The sequence below is a fragment of the Streptomyces sp. NBC_01618 genome (genome assembly GCF_045209435.1).
Lineage (GTDB): Bacteria > Actinomycetota > Actinomycetes > Streptomycetales > Streptomycetaceae > Streptomyces.
Window position 1 is genome coordinate 466,595 of sequence record NZ_CP109297.1, and the last position, 20,025, is coordinate 486,619.

The 20,025-nt window shown below is 68.7% G+C and carries 19 protein-coding genes and 3 pseudogenes; 18 read left to right on the top strand and 4 right to left on the bottom strand.

The window, feature by feature from the left end; genetic code table 11:
* Positions 1-143: 143 nt before the first annotated feature.
* Positions 144-1,085 carry a LysR family transcriptional regulator gene (locus OH735_RS02095; RefSeq protein WP_406378928.1) on the top strand — a complete coding sequence of 314 codons (942 nt, stop codon included), beginning with the start codon at positions 144-146 and terminating at the stop codon, positions 1,083-1,085.
* A 59-nt stretch (positions 1,086-1,144) separates the two neighbouring features.
* On the opposite strand, the pseudogene OH735_RS02100 reads toward OH735_RS02095, so the two are convergent.
* Positions 1,145-1,622 (bottom strand): annotated as a pseudogene (locus OH735_RS02100) (Tn3 family transposase); the annotation flags it as partial.
* A gap of 234 nt (positions 1,623-1,856) precedes the next feature.
* Between OH735_RS02100 and OH735_RS02105 the strand changes: the two are divergent.
* From OH735_RS02105 to OH735_RS02125, 5 genes are all read left to right on the top strand, one after another.
* Positions 1,857-2,231 carry an NUDIX domain-containing protein gene (locus OH735_RS02105; protein ID WP_406378930.1) on the top strand — a complete coding sequence of 125 codons (375 nt, stop codon included), beginning with the start codon at positions 1,857-1,859 and terminating at the stop codon, positions 2,229-2,231.
* A gap of 139 nt (positions 2,232-2,370) precedes the next feature.
* A complete protein-coding gene (locus OH735_RS02110; RefSeq protein WP_406386371.1) occupies positions 2,371-3,399 on the top strand; it encodes a tyrosine-type recombinase/integrase in 1,029 nt (342 codons plus the stop codon).
* A complete protein-coding gene (locus tag OH735_RS02115) occupies positions 3,396-3,719 on the top strand; it encodes a helix-turn-helix domain-containing protein (protein ID WP_406378932.1) in 324 nt (107 codons plus the stop codon). Before OH735_RS02110 ends, OH735_RS02115 begins: the two co-directional genes overlap by 4 nt.
* Positions 3,716-6,031: an XRE family transcriptional regulator gene (locus tag OH735_RS02120; protein ID WP_406378933.1), complete on the top strand. Its 2,316-nt coding sequence runs from the start codon at positions 3,716-3,718 to the stop codon at positions 6,029-6,031. Before OH735_RS02115 ends, OH735_RS02120 begins: the two co-directional genes overlap by 4 nt.
* Before the next feature lie 70 nt (positions 6,032-6,101).
* Positions 6,102-6,836, top strand: coding sequence for a hypothetical protein (locus tag OH735_RS02125; protein WP_406378935.1), 735 nt, complete (start codon positions 6,102-6,104; stop codon positions 6,834-6,836).
* Positions 6,837-7,190: 354 nt separating this feature from the next.
* On the opposite strand, the gene OH735_RS02130 is transcribed toward OH735_RS02125, so the two are convergent.
* Positions 7,191-7,757 (bottom strand): TetR/AcrR family transcriptional regulator, encoded by a 567-nt coding sequence (locus OH735_RS02130; protein WP_406378937.1) that lies wholly within the window; start codon positions 7,755-7,757, stop codon positions 7,191-7,193.
* 85 nt (positions 7,758-7,842) lie between these two features.
* Between OH735_RS02130 and OH735_RS02135 the strand changes: the two genes are divergently transcribed.
* The 9 genes and pseudogenes from OH735_RS02135 to OH735_RS02175 all read left to right on the top strand — a co-directional run.
* Positions 7,843-8,268: a nuclear transport factor 2 family protein gene (locus OH735_RS02135; RefSeq protein ID WP_406378938.1), complete on the top strand. Its 426-nt coding sequence runs from the start codon at positions 7,843-7,845 to the stop codon at positions 8,266-8,268.
* Between the two features lie 493 nt (positions 8,269-8,761).
* Positions 8,762-9,340 (top strand): carboxymuconolactone decarboxylase family protein, encoded by a 579-nt coding sequence (locus OH735_RS02140; protein ID WP_145768042.1) that lies wholly within the window; start codon positions 8,762-8,764, stop codon positions 9,338-9,340.
* Positions 9,337-10,209: an RNA polymerase sigma-70 factor gene (locus OH735_RS02145; protein ID WP_145768043.1), complete on the top strand. Its 873-nt coding sequence runs from the start codon at positions 9,337-9,339 to the stop codon at positions 10,207-10,209. The genes OH735_RS02140 and OH735_RS02145 overlap by 4 nt, the downstream gene beginning before the upstream one ends.
* A 522-nt stretch (positions 10,210-10,731) precedes the next feature.
* On the top strand, positions 10,732-12,069 hold the full coding sequence (fxlM, locus tag OH735_RS02150) for a methyltransferase, FxLD system (protein WP_406378940.1): 1,338 nt from the start codon (positions 10,732-10,734) through the stop codon (positions 12,067-12,069).
* Positions 12,062-12,661 (top strand): MFS transporter, encoded by a 600-nt coding sequence (locus OH735_RS02155; protein ID WP_406378942.1) that lies wholly within the window; start codon positions 12,062-12,064, stop codon positions 12,659-12,661. The genes fxlM and OH735_RS02155 overlap by 8 nt, the downstream gene beginning before the upstream one ends.
* A 14-nt stretch (positions 12,662-12,675) precedes the next feature.
* A complete protein-coding gene (locus OH735_RS02160) occupies positions 12,676-12,870 on the top strand; it encodes a hypothetical protein (RefSeq protein WP_406378944.1) in 195 nt (64 codons plus the stop codon).
* On the top strand, positions 12,867-13,013 hold the full coding sequence (locus OH735_RS02165; RefSeq protein WP_406378946.1) for a hypothetical protein: 147 nt from the start codon (positions 12,867-12,869) through the stop codon (positions 13,011-13,013). The genes OH735_RS02160 and OH735_RS02165 overlap by 4 nt, the downstream gene beginning before the upstream one ends.
* 334 nt (positions 13,014-13,347) lie before the next feature.
* Positions 13,348-14,583, top strand: a complete 1,236-nt coding sequence (locus OH735_RS02170) for an IS110 family transposase (protein WP_406378948.1) — start codon at positions 13,348-13,350, stop codon at positions 14,581-14,583.
* Positions 14,584-14,766: 183 nt separating this feature from the next.
* Positions 14,767-15,025 (top strand): annotated as a pseudogene (locus tag OH735_RS02175) (PIG-L deacetylase family protein); the annotation flags it as partial.
* A 366-nt stretch (positions 15,026-15,391) separates the two neighbouring features.
* Here OH735_RS02175 and OH735_RS02180 read toward each other — a convergent pair.
* Together OH735_RS02180 and OH735_RS02185 are read right to left on the bottom strand one after the other, a co-directional pair.
* A pseudogene (locus OH735_RS02180) lies at positions 15,392-15,711 on the bottom strand (transposase); the annotation flags it as partial.
* Positions 15,712-15,754: 43 nt separating this feature from the next.
* Positions 15,755-17,050 carry an N-acetylmuramoyl-L-alanine amidase gene (locus tag OH735_RS02185; protein WP_406378949.1) on the bottom strand — a complete coding sequence of 432 codons (1,296 nt, stop codon included), beginning with the start codon at positions 17,048-17,050 and terminating at the stop codon, positions 15,755-15,757.
* A 791-nt stretch (positions 17,051-17,841) separates the two neighbouring features.
* On the opposite strand from OH735_RS02185, the gene dhaK reads away from it, so the two are divergent.
* The 3 genes from dhaK to OH735_RS02200 are packed head-to-tail and all read left to right on the top strand — an operon-like array spanning position 17,842 to position 19,878.
* The gene (gene dhaK / locus OH735_RS02190) at positions 17,842-18,834 is read left to right on the top strand and encodes a dihydroxyacetone kinase subunit DhaK (RefSeq protein ID WP_406378951.1); all 993 of its coding nucleotides are present in this window, start codon (positions 17,842-17,844) and stop codon (positions 18,832-18,834) included.
* 22 nt (positions 18,835-18,856) lie between these two features.
* The gene (gene dhaL / locus OH735_RS02195; RefSeq protein WP_406386373.1) at positions 18,857-19,471 is read left to right on the top strand and encodes a dihydroxyacetone kinase subunit DhaL; all 615 of its coding nucleotides are present in this window, start codon (positions 18,857-18,859) and stop codon (positions 19,469-19,471) included.
* Positions 19,468-19,878: a PTS-dependent dihydroxyacetone kinase phosphotransferase subunit DhaM gene (locus OH735_RS02200; RefSeq protein ID WP_406378953.1), complete on the top strand. Its 411-nt coding sequence runs from the start codon at positions 19,468-19,470 to the stop codon at positions 19,876-19,878. The genes dhaL and OH735_RS02200 overlap by 4 nt, the downstream gene beginning before the upstream one ends.
* Positions 19,879-20,025 lie beyond the last annotated feature (147 nt).

The following is a 20,025-nucleotide window of genomic DNA, read 5'->3' on the forward strand; positions in this document are numbered from 1 at the left end:
GCCTGGGCAATCGCTCCCCTGTCGCACCGCTCCGCAACACCACACGTTGACCAGAGACATCAAAGCGGCCAGTGCGCAAGGGAATCAAGCAACCATTTCACCCCTATAACTCAACCATTGGTTGATCGCCTAGGATGGTCAGCGTGGACCTCACTGCCGTGCACACCTTCGTCACCGCCGTAGACGAGGGACAGTTCCAAGAAGCCGCCACCAGCCTGTCGATCACCCCGCAGGCCGTCTCCAAGCGCATCGCCGTGCTGGAGAAGGACCTCGGCGTGCAACTGTTCGACCGCACAGCACGCGGGGCCCGGCTGACGATCGACGGCCAGGCGTTCCTGCCCCACGCCCGGACTCTCCTCCAAGCCGAGGAGCGGGCAGCCGCTTCCGTACGGCCAGGCACCCGCCCGCTACGCGTCGACGTGATCGGCCGACAGCTCTCTCTGGCAGGACTGCTGCGTGACTTCCATCGCGCGCACCCCGACGTCGACCTCGATGTGGTGACCCTCTTGGACTCCGCGGCGGCCATCGCCGCCATCCGGTCCGGAACCATCGACGCGACCTTCCGCGCCGTCACCATGCCCGGGCACCAACTCCCCGACGGCATCGAGGCCACCCCGGTCTTCGACGAGCCCCTCCATCTGTTCACCGGACCAACCCACGAGTTCGCTGCCGCTCGCAAGGTCACCCCCGCCCAGCTCGCCGGGCGTCGGATCTGGATGCCCGGCAACGTCCCCGGAACCGAGTGGGCTGCCTACTACGACGAACTCGCCACCGCGTTCGGGCTCACCATCGACTCGATCGGCCCCGACTTCGGCATTGAGCCCCTCCTCGACACGATCGCGAGCTCCTCGACGCTGGCGACCTTCGTCAGCGAGCAGACCCCTCTCGTCTGGCCCGCCGGCCATGACCTGAGGCGCATCCCCCTACACAACCCGATCCCGGTCTACCCGCACTCACTGCTCTGGCGCACCGACAACCCGCACCCTGCCCTCACCGCGCTCCGCACCCACCTCAGCTCCGCATACCCCGGTCGCCCCGAGAGCGGTATCTGGACAACGAAGTGGGCTCAGCACCCTCCAAGTTAGGCTGGCGAGAACAACGCCACGAGCCGACGGCCGGAGGAGACGTTGGGCGCCTCGCTTCCCTACTTCTCGTCGTCCTCGTCCAGGCCGACGGCGTCCGGGTCGCGCAGCGACCGCAGCCCGCCGCCCGGCTGCGAGGTGGTGAAGCTGTAGCGGCCCAGAACGACGTTCAGATTCTTGTGGTTGGGCGGCGACACCCGTGCGACATCCTCGTCCCTGATGTTGGTTCCCTCCGCGCGAAGCTGGCGACGGCGGCGTCGATGTACATCGTCGTCCAGAGCACCACGGCGTTTACAGCGAGCCCCAGCGAGCCCAACTCCTCCATCCCATCCCAGTACGCCTGGTGGATGGTGCCCTTCTTGCCGTGGCAGATGTTCCGGGCGAGGTTGCGGCAGGACTCCTGGACGGTGAGCTGCTTGTGCCTCTGGCGCCGGTACGTGTCGTCCATGAGGTCGACGACGGCGAGCAGGTGCAGGGTCTCGCGATCCGCCCCTACTCGGCGAACGCCTGCCTGAGCGGGGTCGGGCGACCCTCGTGGCCCAACGACCTGACCGCTCCTACATTGATCCAGAAAGTCTTCGCGATCCGCGGAGCGTGATTTCAGGAGGCGGACATATATGCCACCGCGAGAACACGAAGCATTCGTAGGTCGGGGTTGAAGGTCACGAACGAGCAACGGATTCCGGTCGTCGCTGAGACATTTGGCTGCACGCCTGTACTGGATCAGCCTTGGGTTCCACCTGTGTGTTGATGAGACAGGAGGGGGGCTGAGACATGCGAGCTGTTCATAACGGCGGCCGCATCGAGACGGGCGAAGCCGCGTCGGCTGCCGCTGTGCGGGAGTTGGCGGAGGAGACCGGGCTGACGGCACGCGTGGAGGACGCTCACGTCATCACCGTGCTCCACGACGACCGCCTCGACATGCGCCGCATCGCCGCCGTGGTCCGCGTCACCCGCTGGGACGGTGAACTCGGTCTGCCCGAACCGCACCGCTTCGTGCGATGGGAGTGGCACGACCTGAACACCCTGGCCACCCTCAAACGGGATGAATTGCATCAGATGCAACACTCTGCGAGGCGGCAACAAGGCCGTTTCCGCTGGTCGGCGAGGCGGGCCCCGAAGGGGGCCGCCGAGCGGATCAAGCCCTGACCTGCACGTTAGCACATAGATTCATCATTGTTGCGTTTGATACAACAGGCTTGTGAGCACGCAAGCACCCGGTTCAGCGCACCTTGTCCTGGCCCGCAACGTCATCCATCTCGACCCTGCGCCGGCGGTGTTCGACGCGATGAAGGAGGGCTGGGCGAGGCAGCAGTCGGCCCGGTTCCTGAAGTCCTCGACGATCGACCCGCGGCTGCGTCTGATCGAGAGGCTGGAGGAGTTCACCGGTCAGTACCCCTGGCAGTGGACCCCGGCGGACGGCGAGGCGTTCATCGCCCACCTGCGAAGCGGCAGCAAGCCGATCCAGATGTCGACGGCTCGCAGCTACGAGGTGACGATCGGCCTGTTCCTGGAGTACCTCCTCGATTCCCGCTACGGCTGGATGCACGCGTGCTCGGAGCGGTTCGGCGAGGTTCCGCAGCAGGTCTTCCACGAGGGCAACTCGGTCCTGCACACCGTCGAGTACGAGGGCGACCCGCGCCGCCGGCCACTGGACTACGACGAGATCCAGGCTCTCTTCGACGCCGCCGATGCCCGGCCCGGCAAGATCCGTGGCCAGGGCCGTAAGGGCGCCCTGTCTGCTCTGCGGGACGCCGCCGTGCTCAAGACGATCTACGCCTACGGGACGCGCCGCACCGAGTCCTCCAAGCTTGACCTGGTCGACCTGCGGCGCAACCGGAAGGCCCCGCAGTTCCGCGGTTACGGCAGCGCGATGGTCCGCTTCGGCAAGTCCCAGAAGGGCTCGCCGCCCAAGCGGCGGACGGTGCTCACCGTCCCGGAGATGGACTGGTGCGTCGACGTGCTGGACCAGTGGGTGACCGAGATACGCCCGCAGTTCTCGCCCGGACGCCACCCCGCGCTCTGGGTGACGGAACGGTGCGGGCGCCTGTCGCCCCGGTCGATCAACGAGGCTTTCGTCGCCGCCCGCGAGGCCGCCGGCCTCGACGAGGACCTCGACCTCCACTGCCTGCGCCACAGCTACATCACACACCTGACCGAGTTCGGCTATCCGGCCCGGTTCGTCCAGGAACAGGTCGGACACTCGCACGCGTCCACCACGGCGATCTACATGGGGGTCTCGAACGAGTACCGCAACAAGCTGTTGGAGGCTTCTCTCAAGGACCGGCTGGGCGACGACTGGGACGTGACGACATGATCAAGAAGATGGGCTACCAGTGGCGGCTGCGGCAGTTGATGGCCGAGAAAGAGATGTTCCAGACCTCTGACCTGGTGCCGCTGCTGGCCGAACGAGGCGTCACCCTCTCGCGCGAACAGGTCTACCGGCTGGTGACCCAGCCGCCCCAGCGGATGAGCATGGACACCCTCGTCGCACTCTGCGACATCCTGCAGTGCACTCCGAACGACCTGATCAAGCCGGAGGTCGTCAACACCCAGCTCCGCAAGGTCGTCGGCGAAGCCGACCCGACCCCGATCACACCGCGCCGAGCCGTCGTTCGCCGCCCCGGGAAGCCGTGAACCAGAAGCAGAGAAATCAGCGGGACCTCGCGGAGGCCAGGGCCAGCAACATCGGCCACGTCCGGCGCCGGATTCCGGAGCTGACCGAGCAGGCGGCCCAGGCCGTCCTTGAGCGAGCGAAGGCATGGGGCCCGATACCCGCACGCGAGCTGGCCCGGCACTTCGCCGAACGCGGTGACGCGCTCACCGCCCCGTCGCCCCACTGCCCGGTCGCACTGGTCCGGCTCCTGCGTCAGCTGGAAGCCGACGGCTTCGGGGAGGCAGTCACCCAGTTGTCCTGCGCCATGTGCGGCCGCAGCGACCGGGAGCTTCCCCGCCCGACTCCCCAGGGCCGCTGCTGCATGTGGTGTGTGTACCGAACCGAGCTGCGGAAGTGCGCCCGCTGCGGACAGGACGGCCTCATCGCCCGCCGACTCGAGGAGGGGCCGATCTGCAGACTCTGCTACAGCAGGGACTCCCCCCTGTCCTGGGAGGAGTGCGCGGGCTGCGGGCAGCGCAAGCTGCCGAAGAGCCGGCGCGAGGACGGCAAAGCACTGTGCCAGTCCTGCACCCCGAGGCCGGAGCGGAAGTGCATCCGATGCGGAAAACTTCGACCGGCCCACGCCAACACCGAGGACGGGCCGGTCTGCAACAGCTGCTATGCGCCCCCGCCCCGACTCTGCGGAGGCTGCGGCAACCTCCGGCGGATCACAGTCCGTGCCGCCGACGGACAGCCCGAGCTCTGCCAGAACTGCAACACTGGGCCGCTTGGGGTGTGCAGCGTCTGCGACCGGCAGGCGCGTGTCTACCGCGTGAGGGAGCGAGGAGGCGCCCTCCACTGTGACCGCTGCCGACCGCGCACACTTGCGCAGTGCGCCGACTGCGGCCGCGAGCGTGACGTGCGGGCCAACTGGCCCATCGGCCCGGTCTGCGACACCTGCTTCATTCGGCGCCGGCGGAACCCCGCGCCTTGCTCGCGATGCCAGACCACCCAGGTTCTGATCGGCCGCGCTGACGACGGAGGTGATCTCTGCGGGCCCTGCTGCGGCACGGACATCACCTACAGCTGCAGCCGCTGCGGTTATCCCGGCGACATCTACGACGCTGGCCTCTGCACCCGGTGCTCGGTCGGTGACCGCGTGCGCCAACTCCTCGCGCAAGGGGACGGCCCCGTCCCGCCGCCACTCCGTCCGCTGGCGGACGTGCTCGCCTCGGCCGATCACCCACGGTCCGTGCTGACCTGGCTTCGGACCAGCTCCGGCCCGAAGCTCCTCGCCGAGCTCGTGTCCCGGGACACGGAGATCACCCACGCGTCTCTGGACGCTCTGTCGCAGGACTACAACTCGACTCATCACTTCCGGAAGCTCTTGGTGGCGACCGGCGTCCTGCCGGAACGAAACGAGAACCTCGCCCGTCTGGAACTGTGGTCTGCCGATGTCCTGGCGCGACTTCCGCAGCATCAGATGAAGATCATCCGTCCCTTCGCAGAGTGGCAGATCATCCGCGACGCACGACGCCGGTCATCCCGCGGCCGGTACACCACCAACGCCGCCACCAGCGATCGCAGGGACATTCGCGCCGCGATCGACTTCATGAACTGGCTCGATGAGAAGCAGCTCGACCTGGCCGCAGCCGGCCAGGAGGACCTGGACCTCTGGCTCACCACTCATGCCACACGCCGAAGGTCGATCGGAGCCTTCATCCGATGGGCCAAGGCCCGACGACTCAACAGCACGATGGCCCTCACGGCAGAGCGAACCGGTCTCCCAACCCAGTTCATCACCGAAACTGCGCTGAACGAGCAACTAAAACGCTGCCTGAACGACGACCAACTCCCCCTCGACGTTCGCATCGCGGGCGCTTTGATCGGGCTCTACGCCCTGCCCGTCGTCCGCCTGGTCGAACTGACCACTGACAGGTTCGAACGCACTGGGGACGACGCCTACCTCACCATCGAACGCAACCCCGTCCTCCTGCCGCCCAAACTGGCACTGCTCATCGAGCAACAGATCGCACGACCGACGGTCCGCTCCATGCTCCGGCCGTCACAGGACGGCCGCCCTACCTACTTGCTTCCGGGCGTGCCAGCCCACCGCCCGATCACGGCGCAGAGGATCGTGAACAAGCTCCGGAAGCACGGCCTGGAAGTCATCAGCGCCCGCAACACCGCCATGCTCGAAGCCGTTGCCGACCTGCCTCCCATCGTGATCAGTGACCTCTTTGGTGTCAGCGCAGGCAGCGCCCACAGGTGGGCTAGGTTCGCCCAGGACAGCTGGACCGACTACCTCGCTGCCTGTACGAACGACGACGCGAAGCCGCCGGAGAGATCTTGAAGGACCAGTGACGGGACCATCCGCGAGAAATGCTGCGACACCTCGATGTGGCAGGCCCGACAATCGTTCGATGACTGCCAAGAAGCGTTGCCTCACCCTCCATGTTGTCGTTCCTGATCTTCCGCAGAGGGACGCAAGCGTGGAGGTCCGACCGCTGGTCGACAGTGAGGACATCTTGGCTGAGGTATTCACAGAAGGGCCGGGCGAAGATCCCAAGTACCTCTTGCTGCCGGACGGCCCTCTCACGGCTGGTCCTGAGCCGCACGAGGTGCGGCTGGCCGAGGCAACGTGTACCGAAGGGTGCTGCGGCGCTCTCTACGTGACCATCCGGCGCGACGGCGACCACGTGATCTGGAGCGAGTGGCGCAACCCCGACGAGGACAACGTTGACCTGCCTGAGTTCTGGTTCGATGCTCAGGAGTACCTGCGAGCCGTTGCGGACCACAGCTGGGAGTGGCCAGCACGCACCGTTGCCCGGTTGCTGGAGCTGGACCTCAGAGAGCGCGCCGGCTGGCTTGCACGATGGGAATGTGAACTCGGCGGTGTGTCCGCCTGGCTTTGGGAGCCCGACCAGATCAACCTCTTCCTCTTCCATCCGGGCCGCTCGGCCATCGGGGAAGACCGCCCATGGCTGCAGTTCCGGATGGTGCTTGACGTCTCCAATGACGACCCTGAAAGTCAGGCCGAGAGACTTGCTGAGCAACTCGTGGCGGGTGACCCCCGTCAGACAGCCGAGGTCTGCGGCGGATCTCCGGAGTACGCCAGACAGCTTGGTTACCCGTGGCCGCAGCGGCGGAGGACCTGAACGCGAGGAACACCGCGCTGTCCTGTCTCACTCAATCGAGTCGTTTTCTCAACGAACCGAGCCGTTCGGGCTTCTGTCTCAGCGAACCTAGTCGCGCGGCTGAGTGTGGGGGTGCTGGATGGCTGTACCAGGTGGGGTGAAGTGGGTCGAGCAGCTTTTCTCTACCCACAAGTTCGTCGCCTTCCGCTGAAGCCCGAGGATCTACGACGCGTTCTTCCCGCGTGAAAACGATCCCGCCCCCGCGCCAGCCCGATGGAGCCGAGGGCGGAAAAACGGCGGAGCCCGTTCCACCCTTACTACCGCTGCTCAGACTGAGTACAGCCTGCTCACATTCCGAGCGACGGGGCCTTGGGTTCACCCTGGCGGTCCTGCCAGGGCCTTGATGGCGGGGCGGAGCAACGCGGCGATGTGATCCGCAGGGGCCTCACGAAGCGCGGCCAGGCCGAGGAGCTGGTGGCCTATGGTCACGCCCAGCAATGCGGTGACGACGAGTGCGGCGCGCAGTTCGGGATCCTCGGAAGCGGGCAGGGCGGCACCGACGCTGTCGATCTGCCGGCCGAGAGCGGCACGGACGTGATCGGCTGCTGCCTGGTCGGTGAGCATCGACCGCATCATCGCCAGCGTGCCCTCGGGAAGACCGCCGAGCTTGAGGCCGAGCGAGGCCAGCAACTGATCGACGAGCTCGTTGGCATCAGTGACCGTCAGCGGGGCGGGCAACGCCTGCACGGCTTGGCTGAACAGCTCCCGTTTCGAGCCGAAGTACTGCATGACCAGAGCCGGATCGACGCTCGCTGCGGCCGCCACGGCGCGGATGGTGGTGCGTTCGAATCCCTTCTCAGCGAACAGCTCCCGGGCGCTGTCGAGGATGCGTACCTCGGTCGCTCGGCGGCGGTCGGCGCGGGACTGGCGGGGAGTGGACACCGATTCACTCTACAGCCGTTGACCGAACTTCCAGCCGACCCTACCGTGAGTGGGTCAACAAGTGTTGAGCGAATGGAATGACCCCGTGTCACATCTGGATACACCTGCCGTTCGCACCCCTCACGAGGTGCTGACCTGCTACTACCAAGCCATGCTCGACAAGTCACCAGACGGTCTCGCCGATCTCTACGCCATCGATGCGGTGCACGAGTTCCCGTTCACCTCACCCGGCTTCCCCGCATGCTTCGAGGGTCGTGAGGCCGTGCGCGCCGGCTACCGGGCGGTCTGGGGCGCCAGCCCCGCCAAGGTGCAGGAGGTCAGGAGGATCGCGGCCCACGAGACGGCCGATCCCGAAGTGATCATCGCCGAGCATGTCGTGGTGGGAACGCTGCCGCCCAAGGCCACCACGTTCACCGTCCCCGGCCTCCTGATACTCCACGTCCGCAACGGACTGATCACACGCGTCCGCGACTACATGGACGGCTCAGGAGTCGCCAGCGCCAGGGCCTGACGGCCCGACCAGTACAGCGGCATCCCAACCTGGGACCGGACAGCACCGTGCGGGACCGGGAACGGATACCGTGCCGGGGCGCGTGCGTCCAACACGCGCCCCGGCACGGCCGCCGTGGACCCGGAACCGGGGTTGTCCCGGCCCAGTTGATCTGGTCCGTGGACAGTGCTGTGACCTGCGGCGACCAAATCGGTTGAGACCCCGGGGTGCCGGGAATCTCAGGTGATCTGATCCCGGGAGTCGGGATGGCGGGTGTTGTCTCAGGTGATCTGGTCCGGCTCCGCCGTTGGGTTTGACCGCTTCCAGGGCGAGGCAGCCGTTGACCCGGACGCGCCGGCGAGGAGGAATGACCTTCCGGTCGCTGTCGTCTGAGAGTGACCGCGGGTCGGCCTGTGCGCGCTGACGATCGATGCGCAGTGGCGATGGTGGTTGTCACATTCGCGGGCCCGGTGGTGTCTTCATGCCAAACAGGCAAACGTCCAAGGAGAACACCATGGCGCTACGCGTCCCGAAGGCCGAGCTCCCCGCCGAGCTCCGCGAAAACCTGATCAAGCAGCTCGGTTCCGTGCCCGAGCCCAACGAGGTGCTGTGGAACAACCCCAAGCTCGCCGAGGCCAACCAGGAGTTCTCAGCCAAGGTGGGCACCTGGGACGCGGCCGACGCGAGCCTCAAGACGTTCGCGCACATGGCCGTCGCGGCACAGGTCGGCTGCAGCTGGTGCCTCGACATCAACTACTTCGCGGCACTGAACCAGAACCTGGACCTGGCCAAGGCGAGCCAAGTGCCGCGCTGGCGGGAGTCGGAGGTGTTCACGTCGTTGGAGCGGGAGGCGATGGAGTACGCCGAGGCCATGACGAACACGCCGACGACCGTCACCGATGAGCTGTCGGCGAGTCTGCTCGGCCGGCTCGGCCCGGCGGCGCTGGTCGAGCTCACCGTGTTCATCGGCTTCGCCAACCTGGCGGCCAGGTGCAACACGGCGCATGGGATCACCTCGCAGGGCTACTCCGATGCCTGCGAGATCCCGCTGGCCGCGCGTCCTGAGACGTCCGGCGTAGCGTCGACGGCATGACCGAGGACCCGTTCGTCGCCCATCGCAGCCTGCTGTTCACGGTCGCCTACGAGATGCTCGGCTCCGCGGCAGACGCGGAGGACGTGCTGCAGGAGTCCTGGCTGCGGTGGGCCGAGGTCGACCAGTCGCGGGTGAGCGACGCGCGGGCGTACCTCGTCAGGACCGTCACGCGGCAGGCGCTCAACCGGCTGCGGACGTTGGCACGCAGCCGCGAGGACTATGTCGGCGAGTGGCTACCAGAACCGTTGCTGACCAGCCCTGATGTCGCCGAGGACGTAGAGCTTGCGGAGAGCGTCTCGATCGCGATGCTGACCGTCCTTGAAACGCTCGGGCCGACGGAGCGGGCGGTGTTCGTGCTCCGCGAGGTCTTCGAGCTGCCGTACGGTGAGATCGCCGAGGCCATCGGGAAGTCCGCGGCCGCGGTGCGGCAGATCGCGCGGCGAGCCCGCGAGCATGTGGCGGCCCGGCGTCCGCGGGTGCAGGTGAGCCGGTCGGAGCAGCAGGCCGTGGTGGAGCGGTTCCTGCTCGCGTTGCGCACCGGGCAGTTGCAGGAGCTGGTGGAGGTCATGGCGCCGGACGTGGTCTTGATCGCCGATGGTGGCGGGCTGGCGGCCGCCGCTCTGGCTCCGATCCACGGGGTCGAGCTCGTGGCGAAGGTGCTCGCGCGCACGAACCGGGTGGAAGTGGCCGCGCTCGTGACGACGGCCGTGTGGCTCAACGGCGCACCTGCCGGCCGGATCGAGATCGACGGCGAGCTGGCCACAGCGGTGAGCCTTGTGGTGGAGAACGGGCAGGTCACCCGGGTCTACTTGGTGAGAAACCCGCGGAAGCTGACCAGACTGGACGAACCGGCTGAACTCGCCAGGTAAGCCGGCTGCTGCTCTGGTGTCGTGAGTGTTCCGGGCGAAACTGCCCGGAACACTCACCACCGTAAGCCGGGCCAGAACCCGACGGCGCCAGGACCAAGGATCCAGGACGGACGCGGATTGGCGCCCGATCCGACATGGATGTTCCCTGACCCCCCAAAAGCCCGACTACCACCTGAGACGCGTGAGACGCCCCCGGGCCAAGTGAGAGCGGTCGCAAGAGTCCTGACGGAGCGAACCATCTGAGACGCCGGCAGAGTCGGCCCAGATCACTTGAGACCGGGACCACGTTGCCTGAGACGGGACAGGGGTCCACGGCCCGTTCGGTCCCAGCTCCCGAGACTTGTCTCAACGAACCAAGTCCCCGCGTCTCACCTAATCCAGTCCGCGCAGGTCAGCGCTGGGACGGACGCCTAACTTCGTTGAGACAGGACACGCGCTCCGACAGGAACAGTGCAGGGTTGGAACACTGCCTCTTCACCAGTCGGGAAGATCTTTGCGCCCAGTACCCAGGCCCTCACCGCGGTGTGGCCCGGGGTGCTGCCGGGCCTGCCGCCCGTCCACTCCTACGCGTGCTCCGCCGCCGTCCCGCAGGTGCCCGGGGAGCCGGCCGAGGCAGCGCGGCTGCGCGCGCGGATGGCGGACATCGTGATCGTCAAGGGCTGGGCACCCTCCGCGCGGGTCCAAGCCGCGCTGCGCCACGTTCCCCGGCACCGGTTCGTTCCCGAGGCTCCGCTGGAGACGGCCTACCACGACGACCTCGCCGTAATGACGGTCCGCAAGTCGCCCCAGACCGCGCTCAGCTCCGTCTCCGCGGCGTGGCTGCAGGCCGACATGATCGAGCAACTCCGTCTGGAGCCGGGGATGACCGTGCTGGAAGTCGGATCGGGCGGGTACAACGGCGAGCTCCTGGCGCACGTCCTGGGACCGCGCGGGCGCGTGGTGACCGTGGACGTCGACCCGTACGTGGTGCACCGCACGCAGCGGCTGTGTGCGGAAGCCGGCAGCGGCCGGGTCACTGCCGTCCTCGGCGATGGTGGTCTGGGAGCACCCGGCCACGTCCCCGCCCGGGGATTCGAGGGGGTGATGATCACCCACAATGCGTCGGACATCGCCCCGGCCTGGCGGGAGCAACTCGCCGAGGGAGCACGGTTGGTGGTGCCGCTGGAGATGGGCGGCTTCACCCGCTCCCTCACCCTGGTCCGGCGCGGTGACGTGCTGCGCTGCGAGCACTGGACGTACTGCGGGTTCGTGCGGGACCGCGGCGCCGCCGCCCGTACCGCCCCCGCCGTCCCTCTGGCCGACGGTGAGGTCACCGTGCGGTGGGAAGACGGTGAGCCTGGCGATACCTCCGGGCTGGAGGAGGCGCTGCGCGGGCCGCGGCACGAACTCACCACAGGCCTCGTCGTCCGCGGCATCTTCAATTTCGAGACCCTGCAGGTCTACGCGGCGACCACGCTGCCGGGGTTCTGCCGCCTGGCCGCCCCGGCAGGTTCCACGCTGGTGGAGCAGCAGGACGCGGCCGCGATGCTGTCGGACGGCTCCCTCGCCTACCTGACCTATCGCAAGGTCAAGGACGCCCCGGATCCGGCCGACCGCCTGACCGAGTTCTTCATCCACGCCTACGGCCCGGCCGCGGACGCGCTGGCGGAGCGCTTCGCCGACTGCGTGCGCACCTGGGACCAGAAGGTGCGCGAAAGCGGCTACCCGCCGATGACCGTCCACCCGGCCGGAACGCCTGACGAGCAGCTGCCGGTCGGTGATGTGCTCGACAAGCCCTCCGCGCGGCTCGTCTTCCAGTGGCCGGGCCGTGTTCCCGACGGGACGCAGGACCTGCTCGCGGCGGGCGGACAGCGTGCCTGACTCCGACGGGCTGATCCCTGCGAAGTCCGGGTCGCCCGACGGCGACGAGGCCGTGACCGGCGGGCCGCCGAGCTCGTTCTCGCTGCGCGCCCACCCTTCGTTCGCCGCGTACCTGACCGGGGAGGCAGCGAGCCTGCTGGGTACATCGGCGCACGCTGTGGCGTTGTCCGCCCTCGCGGTTCTCGTGCTGCACGCGAACCCCGGTCAGGTCGCCACGCTCGCGGTCCTCTCCCAGGCCCCCGCGTTCGTGCTGGCCCTGCCGGCCGGGGCCTACGTCGACCAGCACGCGAAGCGGCCGGTCCTGATCGGCACCGACCTCATCGCCGCGGTGGCCGTCGCCGTGATCCCCCTCACCGCGCTCGGCGGGCTGCTGTCCTTCCCGGTGCTCTACGTCGTCGCGCTGATCGTGGGGTCGGCGACGGTGCTGCACCTGGCGGCCGCGATCTCCGTAGTGCCTGAGCTGGTTCCCGGGCCCCTGCTCCACGAGGCGAACTCGCGGGTCGGCGGCGCGTTCAGCCTCGCGGACGCCATGGGCGCCTACGCCGGCGCCGGGGTGGTGGCCGCGCTGGGGCGGTCCGCGCGTTCTGGCTGAACGCGCTGTCGTACGTGCTCTCCGCTTGGTGCGCCCCGTTCGCCTCGGCCGGAGCCGGGATTCTGGCCGGAGCCTTCTCCGGCCCCACAGCGATGTGGGCCGGCACCGCGATCCTGTGCCTGCCGCCCCTCCTGCTGCTGGTGACCCAGCTCGGCCGCCTGACGGCCATGCCCCTGGCCGCCGTCTCAACCATCCAGGAGGCAGCGTGACGCCGCGACGGGACGGTGGAGTGCCCGAGTCCCTCTGCGGCATGCGGGAGGACTGGGCCCGCCGCACCGAGCAGTGGCGCCGGCCCATGAGCTGGCGCACCGTGTGGCGGCTGACCGCCGCCGGCCGCCCGCCTGTCATCTGAGCCCCGGCACCGACCCCGTTCACCGCGAGAAAGGCGCCCCTCGTGGCAACACCCGCTCCCCCGTTACCTTTTCTGTGGCCCCGAAATGGGGCGCCTGGCCCCCGGGTCCGGTATGGCTGTGTGCCCCCTGTCGAAGTCGATGACCTGGGGGGTGTTGCCGCCGGGCTTCGGGGCACCGCTTGACCGCTGATGAGGGGCCTGACGACTGCCTGGTCCGGTGCAACGCCGGACCGCTTCACGGGCGGGATGTCTGCGTAACGTGGTTGCCGGCGTGTGGTGCCGCAGGGACGGCCGGGACGGATGCGAAAGGCACGACCGAAGAGGGGCATCGCGCATGGCCGACACCGTCATCGATATCTCCGGCATAGGTCTGTTCCTCGGCCTGGACCTGGGCAAGGAGTTCCACCACGCCCGCGGCCTGACCGGGCAGGGCAAGACCGTCCACGACAAGAAGCTGCCCAACACCGAGGCCCGCCTGCGGGAGTTGTTCGACAAGCTCAGGGCCAAGTTCGGCACCGTCCTGGTGATCGTGGACCAGGTCGCCAACATCGGCGCGCTGCCACTGACCGTGGCCCGCGCGACCGGCTGCCGGGTCGCTTACCTGCCGGGACTCTCGATGCGCCGGGCCGCCGACCTCTACCCGGGCGAAGCCAAGACCGACGCCCGCGACGCCTTCGTCATCGCCGACACCGCCCGGACCATGCCGCACACCCTGCGCGTGGTGGACCGCGACGACGAGAAGCTGGCCGAGCTGACCATGCTCACCGGCTACGACAACGACCTGGCCGGCGAGGTCAACCGCACCTCCAACCGGCTGCGCGGCCTGCTCTCCCAGATCCATCCCACCCTGGAGCGGGTGGTCGGCCCCCGGCTGGGCTACCCCTACATCCTGGCCCTCCTTGAACGGCACGGCTCCCCGGCCAGGCTGAAGAAACTGGGCCGCACCCGCTGCGAGGCCCTGCTCAAGGCGCACGGCTCGCGCAAGGCCCGCCACCTCACCGCGGAGATCTTCGACGCGCTTGCCGAGCAGACCGTCATCGTGCCCGGCACCGAGGCCAGCGCGCTGATCGTGCCCGGACTTGCCGCCCAGCTCGCCGCCGCCCACACCCAGCGCCGCCAGGCCGAGCAGGAGATCGCCGCCCTGCTGGAGGCCCTCCCTCTTTTCCACCTCCTGACCTCCATGCCCGGCATGGGCGTCAGGACCACCGCCGCCGTGATCGTCGCCATCGGCGACGGCACCACCTTCCCCACCGCAGGACACCTCGCCTCCTACGCCGGACTCGCCCCCGCCACCAAGTCCTCGGGCACCTCCATCCGTGGCGAGCACGCACCCCACCGCGGCAACCGGCTCCTCAAACGCGCCCTCTTCCAGGCCGCGTTCGCCGCGATCGGCTGCAAATCCGACCGCTCCTCCCGCACCTACTACGACCGTCAACGCGCACGCGGCAAGACCCACACCCAAGCGATCCTCCGCCTGGCCCGCCAACGTGTGAACGTCATCCACGCGATGATCCGCACCGGGGCCCTCTACGAACCACGAACCCCCGGCGACATCGGCCTCGCGGCCTGACAGCACCACCGTCCCTACCTTCCTGACCCCATCACGCGCGCACCGGCACGGCCACCCCCGCCGTGCCGGCCACCGGGCTGCCCATCAGGCACCCGATCCGCCGGGAACGTCCCGCTTCGCGGGACGTTCCCAAAAACCAGCACCAACTCCCACGAACCGACCCTGACAGGGTTGACGAAACAGATAGGGGCACCCCCCGAGCCCGAACTTCCCTCGTTGCTCGGGGCGTTCGCCCACCCGGACGACGAGAGCCTTCTCGCCGGCGGTGTACTCGCGCAGCACTCCGCCGCCGGTGCCCGCACGGCGGTCGTCACCGCGACCTGGGCCCCGGACAGCCCGCGTGCCACCGAGCTCGCCGAGGCCCTGGCTGTCCTTGGCGCGGGCGCGCCGCGGATGCTCGGGTACCGCGACGCCCGCAACGAGACATCGGCACCCGGGCAACCTCTCGTGCGGCAGGCGCAGACAGAGCATCCCGGACGCCTTGGCCACATCGATCGCGGCGACCCTTTCCACGAGCTCCGTCTCCTGGTCGACCGCCTCGGTCTTATCCATCCACATCCCCTCCATCGCGCGGATCAGCAGGGCAGTGGCCGCCCGCAGGGCCGTGAGAGGAAGCGAGAATCTGAACGGCGTGCTCGAAGCGACAGTGCGTGACCCCTCCGGCCGGCCCCGGCGCCGGACTCTGTCCCGGGCTCAGGGTCCCAAAGAGGGAGCGACGTCGACGGGCGGCCACCACAAACCATTTTCACGCCTGCGAGGCGTCCCTGGAAGGAATATGGGGGACTCTGTCAGCCTTGGGTGAGACGTCCCGTTTCGTCGGATCCAGGCCGGTCGTGGAGGCAGGGACCCCGGCAGTCACACGGACACTCTGCGTGTCCAGCACCACCAGGGTCGGGTCCTCTAATCGGGGGGAGCGTTCCCGAACCTGGCAGCGCAGGAGTTCATGGATGACCTGGTCGATCCCGTCGTCGCGCCACACGGCGAAGTAGTAGTACGTAGCGCTCTTCGGCGGCAGGTCGTGCGGAAGGAGGCCCACTGGCAGCCGGTCCGGCCCTGGTAGGGGATCGCGTTCACGATCTCCCGCATCGCGTAGGCGCCCTGATGGCCGCTGACCGAGCGGTGCCGGTCAGGCCCGACGGCGCCCTGAGGTCGGGCGCCGCCGGCGCAGGGCCTACAACCCTTCCTGGACGTCCTGGTCGACCGGGAACTCCTCGAACTGCGTGGCGGGTGCGTCGCTCGCCACGACCCCGTCCGCCGCAAGGGTCACGGGGGGCAGGGACTCGGCCTCCGGCACGACAAGCTCGCTTTCCAGCCCCGCCTGGCCCTTCAGCCCGCGGAAGTTCTCCTCCACCACACCGCCGAGCGCGGCACACCAGGTGCTCAGGTCCACCCGCCCGGTGACCCGGAGCCCGTGCAGGGCCTGCAGCTTGGCGACCGCGACCCACGTCACCCGGTCGAAGGTACCGGTTGCCTTCACGGCATACAGCTTGGTCGCCAGGATCGACTGGACGCCGAGTACCGCAGACCCGGTGGCACCCATGCCGATCTCCGGGGCCAGCGCCTCCCAGGTCGGCCCGGTCATCGTGCCGTCCGAGGCGGTGGGGAAGCCGTGCGCCGTCTGGAAGGCGCGCACCGCTGCCAGCGTGGCCGGGCCGAAGGCCCCGTCCGCAACGAGGTTGAAGCCCTGGGTGTTCAGCAGGTGCTGCAGCGTACGGACCGTGGCGCCCGCGCAGGAGGTGAACGTGTCGGGCCAGGTCCGGGCCGGGATGGTGCTCGGGTCCTGGCCGAGGCGCTTGGCGACGTGCAGGCGCAGCAGCGGAAAGGTGGAGTAGAACTTCGCACCGGGGCACTGGGTGTTGTTCCAGTCCCAGTGGCCGGTGATGTTCTGGGCGCCGAAGCCATACTGGGTGCAGATGGTGGTGGAGAGCTGAACCAGCGACCACCACAGCTTGCCGGTGGGCAGCTCGTCGATGTAGGTGCCTTCGTTCTCGATACCGATCGACTGGGTGTTCTGGCCGACGGCGTGCGCGCTGACGATCTGGTATCCGCCGTCCTCGAGCGCGTCCAGGCTGCCGTGCCGGCCTTCCAGCACATGGCCGCCGCGGCTGATGCTGAAGTGGTTTCCGGTGTCCGACCAGCCGTTCTTGTCCATGTGGATGTACTGGACCCGCTCGGCGCAGGCGATGGCCGCCTCCATGGAGAAGTCCATGGTGTTCGGGAACGCCATGTGGTGCACCACGATCCGCCGGGTGGAGCCCGTACGGGTCGACAGCTCCCCGGCGGGCGGCCGGGCACCCCACTCGTCGCAGCTCATGATGTACGCGGTGTCCGACAGGTCGGCCGGAGCGGCGGCCGAGGCATCGCTCGCACCGGCCAGCTGGCCAGCCCCGAGACCGGCGACGGCGGCTGCGCCGGCGCCGGCCCGCAGGGCATTCCGCCGGGATATGTACACGGGCTCGAAGGACATGAGGCGTTCCTCTCCAGGGCTGTCCGGGGTCTCTCGCCGCTACGCCACGCTGCTCCGTGTACGCCAGCAGGCAGCCTTCCTTCTAACCCGTTGACTGCCCCAATGTCCAGGGGTTTTCAGGATCGTTGACCAACAGTCCTGACACCGCAGTTCGGTCTCGTCCACGGAAGACGTACGGGACCGGGCTGCTCACCAAGGTGCCCGCCACGAACCAGATTGGGGGCCCAGTCGGCGACGGCTTTCGCCATGGGCTACCAAGATCCGGGCCATTCCCGGACCAACTTCCCCATGTGCTCCGTCAACGGAGCCATACTCCCTGGTCGAGCAAGGCGCGGACGTGGTACCACCAGCAGACGAAGAATCTGCCGGGATGGCACCACGGCCGGTCCGCACAGCGAACGCCGCCTCGCAATCCCTCCCGCCGCAAGCAAGGGGCTGGAACGTCCCCATACACCACGTGCTGACGAGGCCCGGTGTACGCATGGACACCGACGTCCGGCCACAACCGAACGCATCCTGATTCAGACCTGGGCGCGCCCATGACGTTCTCGCACGTGCCCTTCGCTGCCGCAAGGCCGATACTGCCGACAGGAGCAGGTCAGCCGAGACCCGCCCGACCACCCAGCCAACCTGACGGCCCGTCACCAAAGTCAGCATTAAGTCAGCATCAGTACCGCCAGAACCCGCTCACGACCGCCACGGACAGCCGAGATCACGATCTACCCATACTCACTCTGAACAGCGAAAACGCAGGACAACAACCCACCTGCCAACCTCCCTAGGAGATACCCATGAGGATGCTCATCAACGTCCCGGAGACCGTTGTCGCGGACGCGCTGCGCGGTATGGCAGCCGCGCATCCGGAGCTGACCGTGGATGTCGGTAACCGCGTCGTCCTGCGGCGTGACGCGCCCGTGGCCGGGAAGGTGGCGCTGGTCTCCGGGGGCGGGTCGGGGCACGAGCCGTTGCACGCCGGGTTCGTCGGGCCCGGGATGCTGTCGGCGGCGTGTCCGGGAGAGGTGTTCACCTCGCCCGTGCCGGATCAGATGGTGCGGGCCGCCGCGGCGGTCGACAGCGGGGCGGGGGTGCTGTTCGTCGTCAAGAACTACACCGGTGACGTGCTGAACTTCGAGATGGCCGCCGAGCTCGCCGAGGACGAGGGCATTCGGGTCACCCAGGTCCTCGTCAATGACGACGTGGCCGTGACCGACAGTCTGTTCACGGCGGGGCGGCGGGGCACGGGCGCGACCCTGTTCGTCGAGAAGATCGCCGGGGCCGCCGCCGACGAGGGCGCGCCGCTGGAACGGGTCGCGGCCGTCGCCCGGCGGGTCAACGAGGAGTCGAGGAGTTTCGGGGTGGCGCTCAGTGCCGTGACCACGCCCGCCAAGGGCTCTCCGACCTTCGATCTGCCGCCGGGCGAACTGGAGCTGGGCATCGGGATCCACGGCGAGCCGGGGCGGGAGCGGCGTCCGATGATGACGTCGGGGGAGATCGCGGACTTCGCGGTGGACGCGGTGCTGGAGGACCTGCAGCCACGCGGACCCGTGATCGTGCTGGTCAACGGGATGGGTGCGACTCCGCTGCTGGAGCTGTACGGGTTCAATGCCGAGGTGCAGCGGGTGCTGTCCGAGCGGGGGGTCGTGACGGCTCGTACGCTCGTGGGGAACTATGTGACCTCGCTCGACATGGCGGGCTGTTCGGTGACGCTCTGCCAGGTGGACGAGGAGCTGCTGCGCCTCTGGGACGCGCCGGTGGAGACGCCGGCGCTGCGCTGGGGCCGTTGACCCACCCGACAAGGAGATCATGTTGCTCGACGCCGATTTCTTCCACCGTTGGATGACCGCGTCCGCGGCCGCCGTGGATCGCGAGGCGGACCACCTCACCGAGCTCGACTCGGCGATCGGGGACGCCGATCACGGCAGCAACATGCAGCGCGGGTTCGCCTCGGTGACCGAGGTCCTGGGCCAGGAGCGGCCGCATACTCCGGGGGCCGTGCTGACGCTCGCCGGACGACAGTTGATCTCGAAGGTCGGCGGGGCTGCGGGGCCGTTGTACGGGACGCTGCTGCGGCGAACGGGGAAGGCTCTGGGCGACGCGCCCGCCGTGACGCCGCAGCAGTTGGCCGAGGCGCTCGGGGTGGGCGTCGCGGCCGTGGCCCAGCTGGGCGGGGCGCAGGCCGGGGACAAGACGATGCTCGATGCGCTGCTGCCGGCCGTCGAGGCGCTCGGGACCTCGTTCGGGGCGGCCCGGGAAGCGGCGGCGGCGGGGGCGCTGGCGACGGTTCCTCTCCAGGCCCGCAAGGGCAGGGCGAGCTATCTGGGTGAGCGCAGCATCGGGCATCAGGATCCGGGGGCGACGTCCTCCGCCCTGCTGATCGCCGCGCTGGCCGAGACCGGAGCCGTGCCCGGGGGTGCGGCGTGATCGACGGGAAGCAGGTCGGGATCGTGCTGGTCTCGCACAGCGGCCCGGTGGCCGAGTCCGTCGCCGAGCTCGCCAGGGGGCTGGCCGCCGGTGGGGCGACGGCCCCGGTCGCCGCGGCCGGTGGTACGCCCGCGGGTGGGCTCGGGACCAGTGCGGAGCTGATCGCGGAGGCCGCCAGGTCGGTGGACGGCGGTGCGGGGGTGGCCCTGCTCGTCGATCTGGGCAGCGCGGTGCTCACGGTCAAGACGATGCTGGCCGAGGGCGACGAACTGCCGGACGGCTCGCGCCTGGTGGACGCGCCGTTCCTGGAGGGTGCGGTGGCCGCCGTGGTCACGGCGTCGGCGGGTGGCGACATCGCGGCGGTGGCGGCCGCGGCTTCGGAGGCGTACGAGTACCGCAAGGTGTAGGCAGGTGGATTCCGGCGGTCCGTGAGGCCGCCCCGCACCCGTTGTCCGTGGGTGTACGGGGCGGCCTCACGCCTGACGTTGTGCCTGCACTCCGCGCCGGACGGGTCCTCGGTCGGTGAGGTCGCGATCCGTCTGACGGTTCCTCGG